This is a genomic window from Candidatus Clostridium stratigraminis (assembly GCF_045310675.1).
Classification (GTDB): Bacteria; Bacillota; Clostridia; order Clostridiales; family Clostridiaceae; genus Clostridium_AT; species Clostridium_AT stratigraminis.
In genome coordinates, this window is the sequence record NZ_JBJHZZ010000014.1 from 28,045 (window position 1) to 43,694 (window position 15,650).

The window sequence follows — 15,650 nt, forward strand, 5'->3', positions numbered from 1 at the left end:
TAACATAAATTTAATGGAATTATTAATATCATGAGACTAAAGGATAATGCAAAATTTTTAATTTTTTTACCATTTATGCTCTGGTTTAAAATTATATTTACCATAACAATATTTTCTCCCACTGAAGGTTTATTAATATTTTCATAATCAATTAAAATTATTATAAGGCTTTTTATACCATATAACAACTCATACTTATATTATTAATGATTTCTTAATAAAATATGTTACAATTTTTAGATTTTTCTTAAAACAATTCTCAAAGCTAATACTATCTGCTTTAATAAAAAATTTAGACTTTTCAAAATTGTTGTTTAAGTGTTAAAATTATATTGTTATAGTAAAATCAAGGGTGATGTAAAATGGGTGTGCCAATTCAGATATTTACACTTAAAAATAAACCTAATAAAAAGAAAAGACTATTATGGAGAGTTATTGTGTCCATTGTACTTATTTTACTTATTTGCATTAATTCATATGGCCTCTATGTCGGTAATAAATTTTATAAATGTTTTTTTGAAGCTGATACTCATAAAGGTGCAGACCTTTATAGTCAATATAAATCCTTCATTGATGAACGAAGATATTCATCAATTCATAAGGAAGATGTTTCTGTAGGCTCAAGAAATAATTACAGGCTTTATGGGACCTACTTAGTAAATCCTACTCCCACAAAAAACACAATAATTCTCCTTCATGATTTTTCAGATAGTAGATATTCCTCACTAAAATATATAGATATGTATTTGGATAAAGGCTTTAATATACTAATTTATGATAGCAGAAATCATGGTAAAACAGGTGGTTCAAATATAACATTTGGATTTTTGGAAAAATATGATTTAGACAGGTGGATTACTTGGGTAGCTGCTAAAAATAAAGGTGGAATTATTGGTGTTCATGGAGAAGGTTTAGGGGCCGCTACAGCTCTTTTACAGGCTACCCTTAATGAAGCTAGTAGGAAGGTAAGTTTTTATATTGCTGATTCCTCAGATTCAAATTTAGAACAGCTTTTTAAACTAAAATTACAGGAGAACTATAATATTAGGAATCCTTTTCTTGTTAAATTTATATTATTCTATACTGATAAAGTAAATAAATATAATAACCAATTTACCTTAAAGGAAGCCTCACCCATAAACTATATTAAAATGATTTCAACACCTATATTATTTATACATGGTGAAAATGATACTAATATTCCAAAGGATATGAGTGAAGCCTTGTATAATATAAAGCCTGATATTAAATCAATATATATTGCTCCGAAGGCAGGTCACTTAGAGGAATATATAAGTAATAAGCATGAGTATAAAGAAGTAATTACTAAATTTATAGATTCTTTATCCATACAAAAATAAAGTGGAGTCTTAACTTTTAAGATCTCCACATTTTTTATGGTTATTTTAATATTTATAATGTTTAAAAATTCTCAGCCTTCCTATGACTTTTATTTGGAAATAAAACTGAGCATAAGATGCTTAAAGCAAGCACCATAAATATAATGCCAAGTGAAATAGGTAGTGATATCTCTAAATTAAACATAAGCAGCAATAACTTAATACCTGTAAATGAAAGTATTAATGCTACACCATATTTAACATAGCAAAATGAATTGTTAAGTTTCTGAAGTACAAAATAAAAGCTCCTAAGACCTAAAATAGCAAATATGTTGGAGGTATACACAATAAAAGGATTAGTTGTTATAGAAAATATTGCTGGTATTGAATCAATAGCAAATAAAATATCAGAAAACTCAATTAGTACAAGTATTGCAAATAATGGAGTTGCATAAAGTACCTTATCAATTTTCACAAAGAATTTTTCTCCATGTAAATTATTTGTAATTGGTATGATTTTACTCAAAAACTTCATTATTTTACTATCTTTATAATTTTTAGCTTCTTCATTTCCAAACATCATTTTATAACCACTTATAAGCAGAACTATTCCAAATATATAAAGTACAAAGTGGAATCTATTTACTATAGTAACTCCTAGCATAGTAAAGATAAATCTTAACAATATTGCACCAAATATACCAAAGCTTAATACTCTTTTTTGATAAATTGATGGTATTTTAAAGGCTTCGAAAATTAGCAAAAATAAAAATAGGTTGTCCATACTTAAGCTGAGCTCGATAACATATCCCCCTAAGAATTGTAGAGCCTTTTCACTACCTTGAAACACATAAATGCCGAAATTAAACAATAGTGCCATACACATCCAAAATAAAACCATAAATAGTGCATTTTTAACTTTCAAATTATCTCCTCCTCTTACATATTTTATGATGTTAAAATAAAAAATAAAACTCTGCAGCAATACATATTTGTATCACTGCAGAGTCTCGCTACTTACTTTACAAAACCGGGCATTGCTGCCGTACTGACGATTTTGTACCTGTTTACAGGAAGCTACTCCCTCTGTATACATATATTATACTATAGATTTTATTATATGGCAATACATTTTATTATTTTAATTAACTTTTATTATAGTAAAACTTACTATATACAGTTCATAGAGGCCTTTGTCTACGACCCGGGCCACCCTAGCGTACCAGGCGACCTGGAAGGGTGGCCGTAAAAGGCCATTTAGGCCTTTTACCCATTAATAATTTCTCCGCCGTTTACGTGAATTGTTTCTCCCGTAATAAATGTAGAAGCATCGGACGCTAAAAAGACATAGGCTGGAGCTACCTCAACTGGCTGTCCTGGTCTGCCCATATTTGTGTTGCTTCCGAATTTTCCTACTTCCTCAGCATTGAATGAGGATGGTATTAATGGTGTCCATATAGGACCTGGTGCTACAGCATTAACTCTTATTTTTCTAGCTGCTAATGAAATGGCTAAGGATCGTGTGAAGGTTGCAACTGCGCCTTTTGTAGAGGAATAATCTATTAAGTTTTTATCACCCTTATAGGCTGTAACAGATGAGGTATTTATTATGACACTTCCTTCTTTCATATGTGGCAAGCAAGCCTTTACCATATTAAACATTGAAAAAATATTAGTTTTAAAAGTCTTTTCAAGTTGTTCCTTGGTAATATCTTCGATACTGTTTTGAGCATGTTGTTCTGCTGCATTATTGACGAGTACATCAATTTTCCCAAAGGTATCAATAATTTTTTTTATAACTGTAAAACAGCTTTTTTCTTCACCAATATCACAAGGTATTGTAATGCATTTCCTTCCTTTGCCCTCAATTATTTTCTTAGTTTCAGCTGCATCATTATGTTCCTCTAAATAGATAATAGCAATGTCCGCACCTTCTAATGCATAATTTACTGCCACTGCTTTGCCTATTCCGCTGTCTCCACCAGTAATTACAGCTACTTTATTTAATAATTTATTAGAACCTTTATAATCTGTATCTTCAAAAATAGGTCTAGGATTCATAACTGCTTCTATGCCTGGCTGCTTATCTTGGGTTTGAGGACTGATTTTCATTGGAAAACTATTTGCATCCATTTTTATGCTCCTCTCAAATATTAATTTTATAAATTATCAAATATAGTATTTATTTATTTTTATAATTTATTCTGCAAAATTTCCTTAATAGTTTTATTTTCTTTGTAAATACTAAAGGTAATAATTAATATTTATTGAAATCAGAATTAAAAATAGAAGGAGGAATAGTATGTCAAATTATTACAAAGAAAAATTCAAGGAAGTGCCAATTGAAAATCATGAAACTGCAGCATGGGCTAATATCGAAAAGACTAAGGAATTATCTAATGTGGCAATTCCAGACGAAATTGGAGTTTTAAATGCCAAAGAATATGTTGATGAAAATGAAAAATAGGCTGTTAATTAAAAAATCCCCATAAAGGGGATTTTTTAATACTGCATATCTGCAAGTCTCTTGTAATTGTCATATCTCTCTTTGGCATTTTTCTCTGCCTCTGTAAACAGCTTATCTGCTTTTTCAGGGAAGGTAGTTTTTAAGGATGCATATCTAATTTCTCCTTCTATAAAATCTTTGTATGGAGCTGATGGTTCCTTTGAATCTAGAGTAAATGGATTTTTACCTTCTTCTTTTAGCATTGGATTGTATTTATATAAATGCCAATATCCTGAATCCACCGCTTTCTTTTCTTCCTTCATACTGCTTCCCATACCAACCTTGATACCGTGACTTATACAAGGAGCGTAGGCAATTATTATGGATGGCCCATCATATTTCTCAGCTTCTACTATGGTTCTAATTGCATGATTCATATTAGCCCCCATGGCTATTTGAGCTACATATACATAGCCATAACTCATAGCCATCATACCAAGATCTTTCTTTCTTGTATTCTTCCCAGAAGCAGCAAATTTGGCCACTGCCCCAGTTGGAGAAGACTTAGAAGATTGCCCTCCTGTATTAGAATATATTTCTGTATCCATTACAAATAGATTTACATTTTCGCCAGAAGCTAGCACATGATCTAAACCGCCATAGCCTATATCATAAGCCCAGCCATCTCCTCCAATCATCCAGAAGGACTTTTTAACCAAATAGTCTTTTCTATCTAGTATTTCTTTAGCAATTCTATGGGATGAATAGTTTGGGTTACTCAGAATTTCGGTTACTTTATGAGAGGTTTCTTTAGAAGTTTCAGCATTGTTCATACCGTCAATCCATTCTCTAAAGACCGCTCTTACCTCTTCTTTTAAATCAGATTCAATACCTTCAAGCATTAAATCCTTTATTTTATTTCTTATGTGATTAGCACCGAGATACATACCAAAACCGAACTCTGCATTATCTTCAAATAGTGAATTTGCCCAAGCTGGACCTTTTCCCTCTAAATTCGTGGTGTATGGAATTGACGGAGCACTTGCACCCCAAATAGATGAACACCCTGTTGCATTAGCAATCATCATTCTTTCCCCAAATAATTGAGTAAGTAATCTTATATATGGAGTTTCACCACAACCAGGGCAAGCACCGTTAAATTCCAACAAAGGTGTATAAAGCTGACTTCCTTTTAAGGTGTTTCTATCAAGTAAGCCTTCCTTTGGCTTTACAGTTATTGCATATTCCCAATTTTTAACTTGAATTGCAGCTTGCTCCTCCATTGGTTTCATAATAAGAGCTTTTCCGGGCGCCGGGCAAATATCTGCACAATTTCCACAGCCTGTGCAATCAAGAGTAGAAACTTGAATTCTATAACCATAGCTTTCAAGCCCCTTACCGGCTGCTTTTTTAGTTTTAAAAGCTTCTGGTGCCTTATTAATTTCTTCTTCATCTAATACAAACTGCCTAATTGTTGCATGAGGACATATATAAGCACACTGACCGCATTGTATACATTTATCTATCTGCCATTCAGGAACATTTACTGCTATACCGCGTTTCTCATAAGCAGCGGTTCCTAGTGGAAATGTTCCATCTTCCATACCAGTAAAAGCACTGACTGGGAGCTCATCCCCTTCATGTCTTGCCATTGGCCAAAGGATATTATGTATAAACCCTGGAGCATCCTCTACCTCCTTAGGTTCATCCACTGCGTCAGCCCACTCCTTTGGTACATTTACCTTTCTAATTGCTTCCAATCCCCTATCAACTGCTGCATAATTCATTTGAACTATCTTTTCACCTTTTTTTCCATAGCTTTTTACAATTGATTCTTTAAGGTATTTAACTGCATCGTCTATTGGTATAACATTGGAAAGTTTAAAAAATGCAATTTGCATAATCATATTAATTCTATTTCCAAGTCCTATTTCCTGTGCCATGGAAACCGCATCTACAATATAAAAGTTAATATTGTTCTTAGCTAATTGTCTTTTAACCAACGATGGAAGATGCTTTTCTAGTTCTTCAGGGTTCCATGGACAATTTAATACAAAGGTTCCATTGTTTTTTATACCTTTTAAAACATCTATATTGTATAAGAAGGATTTATTGTGACATGCGATATAATCTGCATGTGAAACTAAATATGGTGATCTTATTGGATTTTTACCAAATCTTAAATGTGAAACAGTACTTCCACCAGATTTTTTACTATCATAGGAGAAATAAGCCTGGGCATATAAATTTGTATTATCTCCTATTATTTTTATAGCACTCTTATTAGCTCCAACTGTACCATCAGAGCCTAGTCCCCAGAACTTACAGCTAATAGTACCTGGTGCAGTAGTTTCTATTGCTTCAGCTTCCTCAAGAGAGGTATGTGTGACATCGTCAACTATTCCTATAGTAAATCTATCTTTAGGCGCTTTGCTGCTTAAATTATTAAATACTGAAACAATTTGCGAAGGTATTGTGTCTTTCGAACCTAAGCCATATCTTCCACCAATAATTAATGGAGAATTTGTCTTATTATAAAAAAGTCTGGTTATATCCAAGTATAAAGGTTCACCTAAGGAACCTGGTTCCTTGGTTCTATCTAAAACTGCAATTCTTTTAACTGTCTTTGGCAGCACATCAAAGAAGTATTTTTCAGAAAATGGTCTGTAGAGATGAACCTTAATCATTCCAAGTTTATTACCTTTTGCATTTAGGTAGTCAATTACTTCACTTATTGTGTCACATACCGATCCCATAGCAACTATTATATTCTCTGCATCCTTGTCTCCGTAATAGTCAAAGGGGTGGTATTCTCTTCCAGTCAATTTTTTAATTTCCTTCATATAATTTTCCACAATATCAGGGATAGCTAAATAAAATGGATTTGAAGCTTCTCTGCCTTGGAAGTAAATATCAGGATTTTGAGCAGTTCCTCTTACTACTGGATGTTCAGGATTTAAGGCCCTATTTCTGAAGGCTTTGATGGCTTCGTGATCGGTTAACTTATAAAGATCATCATAATCTATTAATTCAACCTTTTGTATTTCATGGGAAGTTCTAAAACCATCAAAAAAATGTAAAAACGGCACTCTTCCCTTAATTGCGCTTAAATGTGCAATAGATCCAAGGTCTATTACTTCTTGAACGTTTGATGATGCTAAAAGTGCAAAGCCTGTTTGTCTTGCAGCCATAACATCTTGATGGTCTCCAAAAATCGAAAGCGCATGTGCGGCAACAGCACGCGCACTAACATGAAAAACTCCAGGAAGAAGTTCTCCCGCCATTTTATACATATTAGGAATCATTAGAAGTAAACCTTGTGAAGCAGTATATGTAGTTGTTAAAGCTCCTGCTTGCAGAGAACCATGAACTGCTCCGGCAGCTCCTCCTTCTGATTGTAGTTCAGCCACCTTTACAGGCTGACCAAACATATTCTTCTTTCCATGAGCAGCCCATTCATCTGCAGTTTCTGCCATTGGCGTTGATGGAGTGATAGGAAATATTGCAGCTACATCAGTAAAAGCATATGAAACCTGAGCAGCAGCTTGATTTCCATCCATAGTTTTCATAACCTTTTGCATTAAACTAAGCCTCCTCTTATTTTAAATAGATATATCAAAATTTAATATCTCATATATTATTTGAAATTTGAGGAATAGTATACATATTTACACTAAATTATTAAGGTCTGTTGCAAATAATGCAACAGACCCTATTACTCATTTAAAAGCTTATCTTTTATTTTAATTGGATTTAAAACATTTGGAATTTCTATTCCTCTAAGTTTTGAATCATTTTTACTAAGTACCAAATATTCTAAATATAATGTTCCCGAATTTACAGCTCTGTCTATTGACTTTTGAAGGATATCTACTCCCACAATACGATTAAATCTTTTTTCTTCAATCTGTTTTTCAAAGGGGAAATCGTAACTTTGAACAACAATTTTTTCACGTGCAAAATCTATTACAGTTACTCTTTTGAGTTCATAAAACAAGACTATAAGCTTATATAGAGCAAAAATAAGCAATATTATTAAAATTCCAAGTACAAAGTATACTAAAAGCATAGACAATGTTCCTATGGGTTCTGATTCATCAAAAATTGAATCAACCATATTATATTTAAGAGCTATACTGCCTTTTGTTTTTATAGCCGCAATGCATAGTACTATGATTAGTATTACTATTGTCGATTTTTTTATTAAGTCACCTAGTAAAGCCTTAATTTCCGTTTTTATTGTAATAGACCCTTTCTCCACAACCATTTCCTCCCCCATATCTATTAGGTTATTAATTTACACCTAAATATTCATTAATTTACTTTTTATACCTACAATAAAATTCTAACTTGTTACCTAAAAAATATCAATATATTACTGTTTCATTTCGAACTACAAATTATTACTTTTTTCGTGCTAAAAAATTATTAAAAGCTATTATATACCCTTTAATCATAATTTATGTTATGTTTATAAATGTAACAAAAGCCTTGTAAAATTTCAAAATCTTACAAGGCTTTCTCTTATTTATTAAATTAATTAATTTATTTACTACTTATTTTTTATTATTAATAATAACGATTTGATTTTCTTCTTCTTAAATTCTTTAACTTTAATATTGTCATTAATACTGCAAATAAGATCAAAACTAAAACTATTAAGGCTCCTAAATATAATAGTAGGTTGGCTTTAATAATACTGCTTGTTGATACTGTAGTATATAGCTTGTATTCCTTAGCTACTTCTCTTTCTTTTAGTGTCATAGTACCAACTGGCTTATCACTGCTCAAACTCCAAAGATTTAATTTACTTAAATTAAAATCTTCCTTCATTTCTTTCTTGTTTACAGCATTATCATAATAATTAAGGTCTTCTTTAATTACTAAAGGAACATCTATAGTCTTTTGAGGTCCAAAAAATCTAAATGGTTTATAGGACAAAGTTTCTGTTTTAACAGTATCCCCTGCTTTATTAAGTGTTACAGTCTTTTGTTTATAGCTCCAATCAATTATCTTCTCCATATCATTAAAAACGGCATTGTCTTGACTATCATAAACTGATTTCATTACTACTCCAACAAGTCTTCTTCCGCCTCTATTATAAAATTCTACTAAACATCTTCCAGCCTGAGAAGTATATCCGGTCTTTCCACCAACTGCACCATTAACGCCAAGATTTTTATTTCTATTATTTAATATTAAGACTGTTCCATCAGAGATTGAAACCTTACTTGTTTTCTTCTGCATGCTTTCTTGTACCCAATCATTTTTAAAAGCTGCTCTTGCAATTACGCTTAAATCATAGGGTGTAGTATAATGCTGATCATCATGTAGTCCGTTAGCTGTTACAAAGTGTGTATTTTTTAAACCTAGTTTACTAACTTTATCGTTCATTAATTGCACGAATTTCTCTTCATTTCCACTAACACTATCAGCCATCATATTTGCAGCATCATTTGCAGAAAATAGCATTAAAGCATCCATGGTATCCTCTGCAGACATGGTATCGCCAATTTGCATCTGATGAAGATTCTTGTCTATAGAATCTTGAGGCTGTTTTTTTGCGCTTTCAGTATATTTAATTTCATCTGTCTTATTTTTATTTTCTGCAAAAATTAAAGCAGTCATAAGTTTAGTAGTACTTGCAGGATAATACCTACTATCAATATTATTCTGATAAATAATTTCTCCTGTATCTATATCCATTGTTATTCCTGCTTTTCCATCTATCTTAGGCATAGGAACTTCAGCAGCCTTAACACCTATAAAATTCGAAAATATAATTACTGAGGCTAATAGCAAACTTATTGAAGTACGTTTCATTATACATCTCTCCATCTTAATAATTTTACTTACTTTTTTAGTATAACATCTAAAACACAGATGGACAAGCAATTGAGGCTTGAAAAACTTGGAATACAAAAAAATAAAGACCGCTGCCCGCGGCCTTCATTTTTTATTGAGCTGGAGTTTGAAAAATTCTTACGAATTTTATAGAATATATATCACATAATAGTTCTGTTCCTTCAGGCTCTTTTAATATTATATAGCTGATTCCTACTTTTTCAAGAACTCCCGTTCTGTCTTGATATGTGCTTGTTCCGATTAGAAAGCTGACTAACATTCTCCTCCCAATTTGTGTTCTTAAATAACCTTGTGTATAATTAATATCCTGCTGAATAGGTGAACCGGGAGCCATTTCGAAATTTTGTCCGGGAATATTTGTTCCTGGGGTTTGTGCAGGACCTGGAAATGGTGGCATAGCAGTACTGCCTCCTGGTCCTTGAGGTGTATTAGGATTTTGCGGTATAGGTGTATGAGGATTTTGTGGCATGGTTGTATTACCTCCTTGTGTCATATGCGGCATACCTGCTGTAAGAATAGGCATACCTGTTGGTCCAGTTTCAAACATTGGTCTATATTGGCTAGGTACAGGTATGTACCCCGGTGTCATTTGTGAATTTTGTGCAAATCTGAATGGACAGTCTTCATAAAAATCAGGTATCATTAAAGTCCTCCTTATATATAATTAATGACATCAAAAATTAAGTTTCAAAATATAATGCTGTAGGATTATAAAAACAGTGCTTCACAACTCTTACTTGAAAACTTCCCGTACCATTATAAGGGAAGGTATATGGACACTCAGGGTTAAAGGGATTAAAATACCATAGCGACGCTCCTATAGTAAAAAGTCTATTACCAGCTAATGCCCAATCTGCTATAGCATAATGTACATCATCAGGTGGATTTGACCAAATAGTTTGAGGATTTGTTTGACCTCCTAAGACTCCTCTCATGCAATCAAACTGTCCCTGTTGATAAATAACCTTTCTTATATCTCCTTGACCAATTGTATGATATTCTCCTGCAGGCACCCTAACTCTATTCATAACAACCGTGGCTACAGCCCTCATGCCATTATCACCTTCACCACCAGCTTCACATTTTATAATTCTTGCTAAAAGCTCGCGATCATCATATGCCAACTCTCGCCACCCCACTAAAATTTAATCATAGTATCATTTTATTCATAATCGCATAAATTGTTCTTTATTTTTATCTATTAAAATTATATTGTTTGAATAGATTTTTTATGTTCAATTTTATTAGAATGCTTTAAAGCATTAAATGTCTAGCACACTAAAATGTTAATAGCTAAAAAAGCTGTGTGATTTTAAAATTCAAATCACACAGCTTTTTTTATTGAAGCTGATCTAATTGTTCTTTTCTATTTTCCTGTTTTTTCTTTAGGTTATTATATGCTTTATCAGACATATGATCTCCATTATGGTTTATATATCCTTCAGCAAAAGTATAATTATCTTTTAAATTACTAATTTGATCTTCTGTATCGTTTTTACTATTATCCCCATATACAATTGCATTCTTAAGATTTTCAATTTGTGTTTCTCTTGCATCCTGTACTTCTTTTGCATGATCTAATCTATCTGGATCACCTATATCTGAATGCTGCTCTAAATGCCTATCGGTCCTTGTTTTATTTTCTACGATATCTATTAGGTTTTCTACTCTTCTTTCATTTTCAAGCTGCTCAGCCTTTTTTTGCTTTTCTAAACCTTTATCTCCCATACAAAAATTCCTCCTTTTATTTTATTCAGAACACTGGGCAGTTTACACTGTGTAGTCTAACTTGCCGATTTCACATGGTTAGATCACCCATAGAAGTCCATTTATGACTTAAACTACCCCTTTAAAGTCCATTTTAGACTTTAACCTCATTATTATTGTTGCAAATTTTGTATTGAAAATACTATAGAAAGCTTTCCATTTTAGAGAAGAAAATAGGTACCTCATCTTTAATTATCTAAAAGTCTAATTTATATTTAATTTTTATATATTTATAACCATTAAATCAATATAATCTTCTAACATATTCTCATTGTAACAATGTTTTCCCATAAGTCTAAATATTATTTCGCTTTTTTTGTAGCCTTCCTTATAAAGTCGAAGGTCTTTAAAAAGCTTCCTTACTTTGCTTTTATTTAAGCCTAGAAATAAATTAAGCTCTTCCATAGAATAAAATTCCTTAAATAATAATTCATTAAGATTTTCTTGAAGCTCTAATTTATAAGTTATATCAATTTTATTATCTCTATGCGGACCATATTTACCTCTGTGATGTTTTGAACATAAATACTTATAATTAGCTGAAAAATCAAGTCCTCCCTCACTTTTATGAATTATATGATGAATATCAGCTTCCTTACCACATATTTCACACTTATACAAAAACAACCCTCCTAATGATTGTACAAAAAGTTATGTTACATTTAAATTATAACATAGTTCTATGAAATATTCTAATAATCCCCTCGCGCTAATTGATAAGTATATTCATGTAAGGTATAATAATATGATTATTTTAATAAAATATTATGGATAATGATTATAGAGGTGTTTTGCTTGAATAAGAATAACCCAAGAAACATTTTCAAGAGTCTATTTTATAGATATATTGATGATGATATTTCTGCAATGAGTTCACAGCTAGCTTATAACTTTCTTTTATCTCTTTTTCCTTTTTTAATTTTACTTTTAACAATTCTAGGGTATAGTTCTATTAAAAGTCAAGATATTTTAGGCATACTAAAAAATATATTACCGAATGAAGTATTTGGATTAATAAAAAAAACTGTGATTGAAATAGTTGATATTAGAAGAGGAGGACTTTTATCTTTTAGTATGATAATAACAATCTGGACATCTACCAATGGGTTTAATGCCGTTATTCGCTGTTTAAATAAGGCTTATGATGAAAAAGAGAGCAGATCTTTCTTTAAGGTCCAATTAACATCTTTAATGTGTACATTAGGTCTTGCATTAATTATAATTATTTCATTAGCACTTTTAGTTTTCGGTGAAATTGGCGGAAAACTTTTATTATCACATTTTAAATATCCAAATCTAGCTGAGTATTTATTAGACTTCTCAAGATACTTTATTGTGCTAGTAGTTATGCTTATAGTGTTTAATGCTGTGTATAAATATACTCCAAGTAAAAGACTAACCTTTAAAGAAACCTTTCCAGGCGCCGTTTTTACTACAGTTGGCTGGACTTTAACCTCCTTTGTTTTTTCTTATTACGTTAATCACTTTGGAAGTTATTCTAAAATCTATGGCAGTATTGGAGCAATTATAGCATTAATGTCCTGGCTATACTTAAGCTCAGTTATAATATTAATCGGCGGGGAAATAAATGCCACAGTTTCCTACAGAAGGCTAAGCTTAAATAGGTCAAAATAATATTAATAATAAAAGGGCTGTGGACAGCCCCTTTACATGCTACATATGAGATCCGTTATCGCTTTGCCTCATTGCATAAGCTTTTGCATGAACTTGTGCATCATTACCAGTATTTTGATATCCATTTTTAGAATTTAAACTATTTAAGCTCTTCTGCATCATCGATTTATTTTTAGCTTCTTCAGTTAAATTTCTTTTTTTATTTTGTACCATTTCATCATCTCCTTTGAGCTAATCTAAAAAAATCTTATATCTTTTATTGTATTGCCCAAAAAAAGAATGATTTATGCCATGGAACTTATGTAATAAGCTGAAATAACTTGTAAATTATATATACTTGTACTATTAAAATTGCAGGTATTCCAATTACGAACTTTAGGTGCTTTGTTTTATGATGGAATAGTTTCATTCCAATTAAAATCCCTAGACTTCCAAAAATAGCTGCTACCATAAATAATGTTGCTTCTGGCACTCTCCAATAACCTTTTTTTGCTTTTCTTTTATCAAGATACATAATATATATTCCAAAAATATTAATAGCAGTTAAATACACTAAAATAAATTTCATTATCTACTTTTCCTCCAATTCAATAGCGATTATTTTCTAATTATATATACAGCACAAAAGATTAAAATAGCACCTAATACTTGTACAAAACTAATAGGCTCTCTTAATACAAAAAAGGAAAGCAGCATTGCTGTTGGAGTTTCTAAGTTTCCTATAATAGATACCTTTAAAGAGCCAATATGCTTTATTGCGGCATACATAAGAGTTAAAGGAATTATCTCACAGAAAACTGCTAATATAACAGTGCAAATAAAAGTTGTTTTAGTAACTTCTCCATTAAAAATAAAAATCGGAAATTTATAAAGAATTAGAGATATTAAAGAAAATAAAGTAGAATAGGCATTTATACTGAAAGAATCAATATTCGTAAGTTTTTTTTCAGAATATATATTCATAAAAGCATAGAAGGCAGCAGATAATAAACCAAAAATAATACCTTTAGAAGAATAATTTATATTTCCATTTAGTAAATTTAATGCAAGTATACATCCTATAAATGCAAATATTAATGCTATTATTTTAGCTAACTTAATCTTTATTTTCTCAAAAATTAAGGAATACAAAAACACCATAACTGGATATGTGTATAATAGTATTGTTACCATTGACATAGTTAGATATTGATAAGCAGTGTAATAAAAAATAGTCATAAAAGTATTTCCTAAAACGCCAAGAATACAAAGATGAAGCAAGTCACTTTTGCTAAGTTTAGGAAACCCTTTGTTTTTAATATACAGTATAATAAACATAACACAAACCGCTATTATATATTGAAAAGTAAGGAGTTCCACAGGTCCTATTTTTTCTACATAAGCAAATTTTAACACTAAACCAGCACAGCCAAATAATATTGCCGAAATTATTGAATATATATAACCAATTTTCAATTAATCACCTGATTTCTTATAATAAGAAGTTTTCCTTTGCCCATTTAATTATTTTCTCTGTACACATTTCTAAATCCCAAATATTTAACTGAAGTTCATAATTGTACTTTTCAATGCTGCTTTGATACATTGGGTCATAGTACTTTAACATTAATTCTTTTGCTACTTCATAATACCTGTCATTAAGTATAAAATCCTTATATTTACTAATATTTTTATTACTGATATATTTACTAAGTAAATCTAATGACTTAAGTATATCTTCCTTGGAATTTTCTTTTTTTGTGTATTCCTCTAAAATCAACTCGCACCTATATTCAATATCAGCATCAACTAGCAGGTGTATGCCTGCTTCCATATTACTATATATAAACTCTGGTATAATTATATTTCCTATTCTTTTACTTTCACCTTCAACAAAAATAAAGTTACTTTTCCTTTGAATTAAGGAATTGAATACTAAAGATTCAAAGTGTTTTTGGCTTCTTTCACCTTTTAATCCTACGCTGCCTAATAAAGACCCTCTATGGTTTGCAGCCTCTTCTAAATCTAGAACATCCATACCATTTCTCTTTAAGTTATATAAGAGCCTTGTCTTTCCAACTCCAGTTTTTCCATGAAGAACAATATATTTAACCTTTTCATTTTCTTTAGGCAGCATTTCATTAATGTATCCTCTGTAGGCTTTATATCCTCCACTTAACTTATAGGTATTGAGTCCTAAGGTTGTTAAAAGGCCGCAGAGGCTTGAGCTTCTCATTCCACCTCTTGCGCAAAAAAGTATAAGTTTATCATATTCTTTATCTAGCTTACTTACTTCATTGTAAATCTTAGGCAATTTCTTGGATACAGCCTGTACTCCTAAATATTTTGCTCTCTCAACATTTTCATTTACATAAACATAACCTATTTCCTTTCTCTCTTCATTATCAAAAATAGGAATATTTATAGCACCTGGAATTGTAGCTTCTTTATATTCCATAGGACTTCTTACATCAATTAATGCAAAATTTCCTTTTAAATCACAATAATTTATCGACTTAAACATCTTATCTCCTTGCATGTGAACATTCTGCAAACTAGTATAACCCTAAAAAATAATTATGTCAAAAATGAAAAGCAGCTGTCACAAAACTTGCGAC

Annotated in this window: 16 protein-coding genes; 3 read left to right on the forward strand and 13 right to left on the reverse strand. The window is 31.2% G+C overall.

The genetic code is table 11. The features are described 5' to 3' along the window. The first annotated feature begins 362 nt into the window (after window positions 1-362). Window positions 363-1,361 (forward strand): alpha/beta hydrolase, encoded by a 999-nt coding sequence (locus ACJDUG_RS14840; protein WP_406770656.1) that lies wholly within the window; start codon window positions 363-365, stop codon window positions 1,359-1,361. A 61-nt stretch (window positions 1,362-1,422) separates the two neighbouring features. Here the strand turns inward: ACJDUG_RS14840 and ACJDUG_RS14845 are convergent, their stop codons facing one another. Next, window positions 1,423-2,310 (reverse strand): TerC/Alx family metal homeostasis membrane protein, encoded by an 888-nt coding sequence (locus ACJDUG_RS14845; protein ID WP_406770697.1) that lies wholly within the window; start codon window positions 2,308-2,310, stop codon window positions 1,423-1,425. 296 nt (window positions 2,311-2,606) lie between these two features. Next, window positions 2,607-3,473, reverse strand: coding sequence for an SDR family oxidoreductase (locus ACJDUG_RS14850; RefSeq protein WP_406770657.1), 867 nt, complete (start codon window positions 3,471-3,473; stop codon window positions 2,607-2,609). 169 nt (window positions 3,474-3,642) lie between these two features. Here ACJDUG_RS14850 and ACJDUG_RS14855 point away from each other — a divergent pair, with 169 nt between their 5' ends. Beyond that, window positions 3,643-3,807, forward strand: coding sequence for a CDIF630_02480 family spore surface protein (locus ACJDUG_RS14855; protein ID WP_406764212.1), 165 nt, complete (start codon window positions 3,643-3,645; stop codon window positions 3,805-3,807). Window positions 3,808-3,842: 35 nt separating this feature from the next. On the opposite strand, the gene nifJ is transcribed toward ACJDUG_RS14855, so the two are convergent. From nifJ to ACJDUG_RS14890, 7 genes are all read right to left on the reverse strand, one after another. Then, window positions 3,843-7,367, reverse strand: coding sequence for a pyruvate:ferredoxin (flavodoxin) oxidoreductase (gene nifJ, locus ACJDUG_RS14860; protein WP_406770658.1), 3,525 nt, complete (start codon window positions 7,365-7,367; stop codon window positions 3,843-3,845). Window positions 7,368-7,501: 134 nt separating this feature from the next. Then, window positions 7,502-8,053: a hypothetical protein gene (locus ACJDUG_RS14865; RefSeq protein WP_406770659.1), complete on the reverse strand. Its 552-nt coding sequence runs from the start codon at window positions 8,051-8,053 to the stop codon at window positions 7,502-7,504. Window positions 8,054-8,355: 302 nt separating this feature from the next. Then, the gene (locus ACJDUG_RS14870) at window positions 8,356-9,609 is read right to left on the reverse strand and encodes a D-alanyl-D-alanine carboxypeptidase family protein (protein ID WP_406770660.1); all 1,254 of its coding nucleotides are present in this window, start codon (window positions 9,607-9,609) and stop codon (window positions 8,356-8,358) included. Window positions 9,610-9,742: 133 nt separating this feature from the next. Beyond that, window positions 9,743-10,294 carry a hypothetical protein gene (locus ACJDUG_RS14875; protein ID WP_406770661.1) on the reverse strand — a complete coding sequence of 184 codons (552 nt, stop codon included), beginning with the start codon at window positions 10,292-10,294 and terminating at the stop codon, window positions 9,743-9,745. A 37-nt stretch (window positions 10,295-10,331) separates the two neighbouring features. Next, entirely contained in the window at window positions 10,332-10,775 is a 444-nt protein-coding gene (locus ACJDUG_RS14880) for a cell wall hydrolase (protein ID WP_406770662.1), read from the reverse strand. Between the two features lie 214 nt (window positions 10,776-10,989). Further along, complete coding sequence (locus ACJDUG_RS14885) at window positions 10,990-11,379, reverse strand: hypothetical protein (protein WP_406770663.1); 390 nt, start codon at window positions 11,377-11,379, stop codon at window positions 10,990-10,992. 261 nt (window positions 11,380-11,640) lie between these two features. Next, the gene (locus tag ACJDUG_RS14890) at window positions 11,641-12,039 is read right to left on the reverse strand and encodes an HNH endonuclease (protein ID WP_406770664.1); all 399 of its coding nucleotides are present in this window, start codon (window positions 12,037-12,039) and stop codon (window positions 11,641-11,643) included. 174 nt (window positions 12,040-12,213) lie between these two features. Here ACJDUG_RS14890 and ACJDUG_RS14895 point away from each other — a divergent pair, with 174 nt between their 5' ends. Further along, window positions 12,214-13,053, forward strand: a complete 840-nt coding sequence (locus ACJDUG_RS14895; RefSeq protein ID WP_406770665.1) for a YihY/virulence factor BrkB family protein — start codon at window positions 12,214-12,216, stop codon at window positions 13,051-13,053. A 39-nt stretch (window positions 13,054-13,092) separates the two neighbouring features. Here ACJDUG_RS14895 and ACJDUG_RS14900 read toward each other — a convergent pair whose 3' ends face one another. From ACJDUG_RS14900 to mnmH, 4 genes are all read right to left on the reverse strand, one after another. Continuing rightward, window positions 13,093-13,266 carry a hypothetical protein gene (locus ACJDUG_RS14900; protein ID WP_406770666.1) on the reverse strand — a complete coding sequence of 58 codons (174 nt, stop codon included), beginning with the start codon at window positions 13,264-13,266 and terminating at the stop codon, window positions 13,093-13,095. Between the two features lie 85 nt (window positions 13,267-13,351). After that, complete coding sequence (locus ACJDUG_RS14905; RefSeq protein ID WP_406770667.1) at window positions 13,352-13,621, reverse strand: DUF1294 domain-containing protein; 270 nt, start codon at window positions 13,619-13,621, stop codon at window positions 13,352-13,354. A 29-nt stretch (window positions 13,622-13,650) separates the two neighbouring features. Beyond that, window positions 13,651-14,508 carry a DMT family transporter gene (locus ACJDUG_RS14910; RefSeq protein WP_406770668.1) on the reverse strand — a complete coding sequence of 286 codons (858 nt, stop codon included), beginning with the start codon at window positions 14,506-14,508 and terminating at the stop codon, window positions 13,651-13,653. A 16-nt stretch (window positions 14,509-14,524) separates the two neighbouring features. Next, window positions 14,525-15,556 (reverse strand): tRNA 2-selenouridine(34) synthase MnmH, encoded by a 1,032-nt coding sequence (gene mnmH, locus ACJDUG_RS14915; protein WP_406770669.1) that lies wholly within the window; start codon window positions 15,554-15,556, stop codon window positions 14,525-14,527. Window positions 15,557-15,650: the final 94 nt, after the last annotated feature.

Bases quoted from the DNA above. Each gene is read 5' to 3' on its own strand.
- ACJDUG_RS14840 (WP_406770656.1), top strand. From the start codon at position 363: ATGGGTGTGCCAATTCAGATATTTACACTTAAAAATAAACCTAATAAA.
- ACJDUG_RS14850 (WP_406770657.1), bottom strand. From the start codon at position 3,473: ATGGATGCAAATAGTTTTCCAATGAAAATCAGTCCTCAAACCCAAGAT.
- ACJDUG_RS14855 (WP_406764212.1), top strand. From the start codon at position 3,643: ATGTCAAATTATTACAAAGAAAAATTCAAGGAAGTGCCAATTGAAAAT.
- nifJ (WP_406770658.1), bottom strand. From the start codon at position 7,367: ATGCAAAAGGTTATGAAAACTATGGATGGAAATCAAGCTGCTGCTCAG.
- ACJDUG_RS14865 (WP_406770659.1), bottom strand. From the start codon at position 8,053: ATGGTTGTGGAGAAAGGGTCTATTACAATAAAAACGGAAATTAAGGCT.
- ACJDUG_RS14870 (WP_406770660.1), bottom strand. From the start codon at position 9,609: ATGAAACGTACTTCAATAAGTTTGCTATTAGCCTCAGTAATTATATTT.
- ACJDUG_RS14875 (WP_406770661.1), bottom strand. From the start codon at position 10,294: ATGATACCTGATTTTTATGAAGACTGTCCATTCAGATTTGCACAAAAT.
- ACJDUG_RS14885 (WP_406770663.1), bottom strand. From the start codon at position 11,379: ATGGGAGATAAAGGTTTAGAAAAGCAAAAAAAGGCTGAGCAGCTTGAA.
- ACJDUG_RS14900 (WP_406770666.1), bottom strand. From the start codon at position 13,266: ATGGTACAAAATAAAAAAAGAAATTTAACTGAAGAAGCTAAAAATAAA.
- ACJDUG_RS14905 (WP_406770667.1), bottom strand. From the start codon at position 13,621: ATGAAATTTATTTTAGTGTATTTAACTGCTATTAATATTTTTGGAATA.
- mnmH (WP_406770669.1), bottom strand. From the start codon at position 15,556: ATGTTTAAGTCGATAAATTATTGTGATTTAAAAGGAAATTTTGCATTA.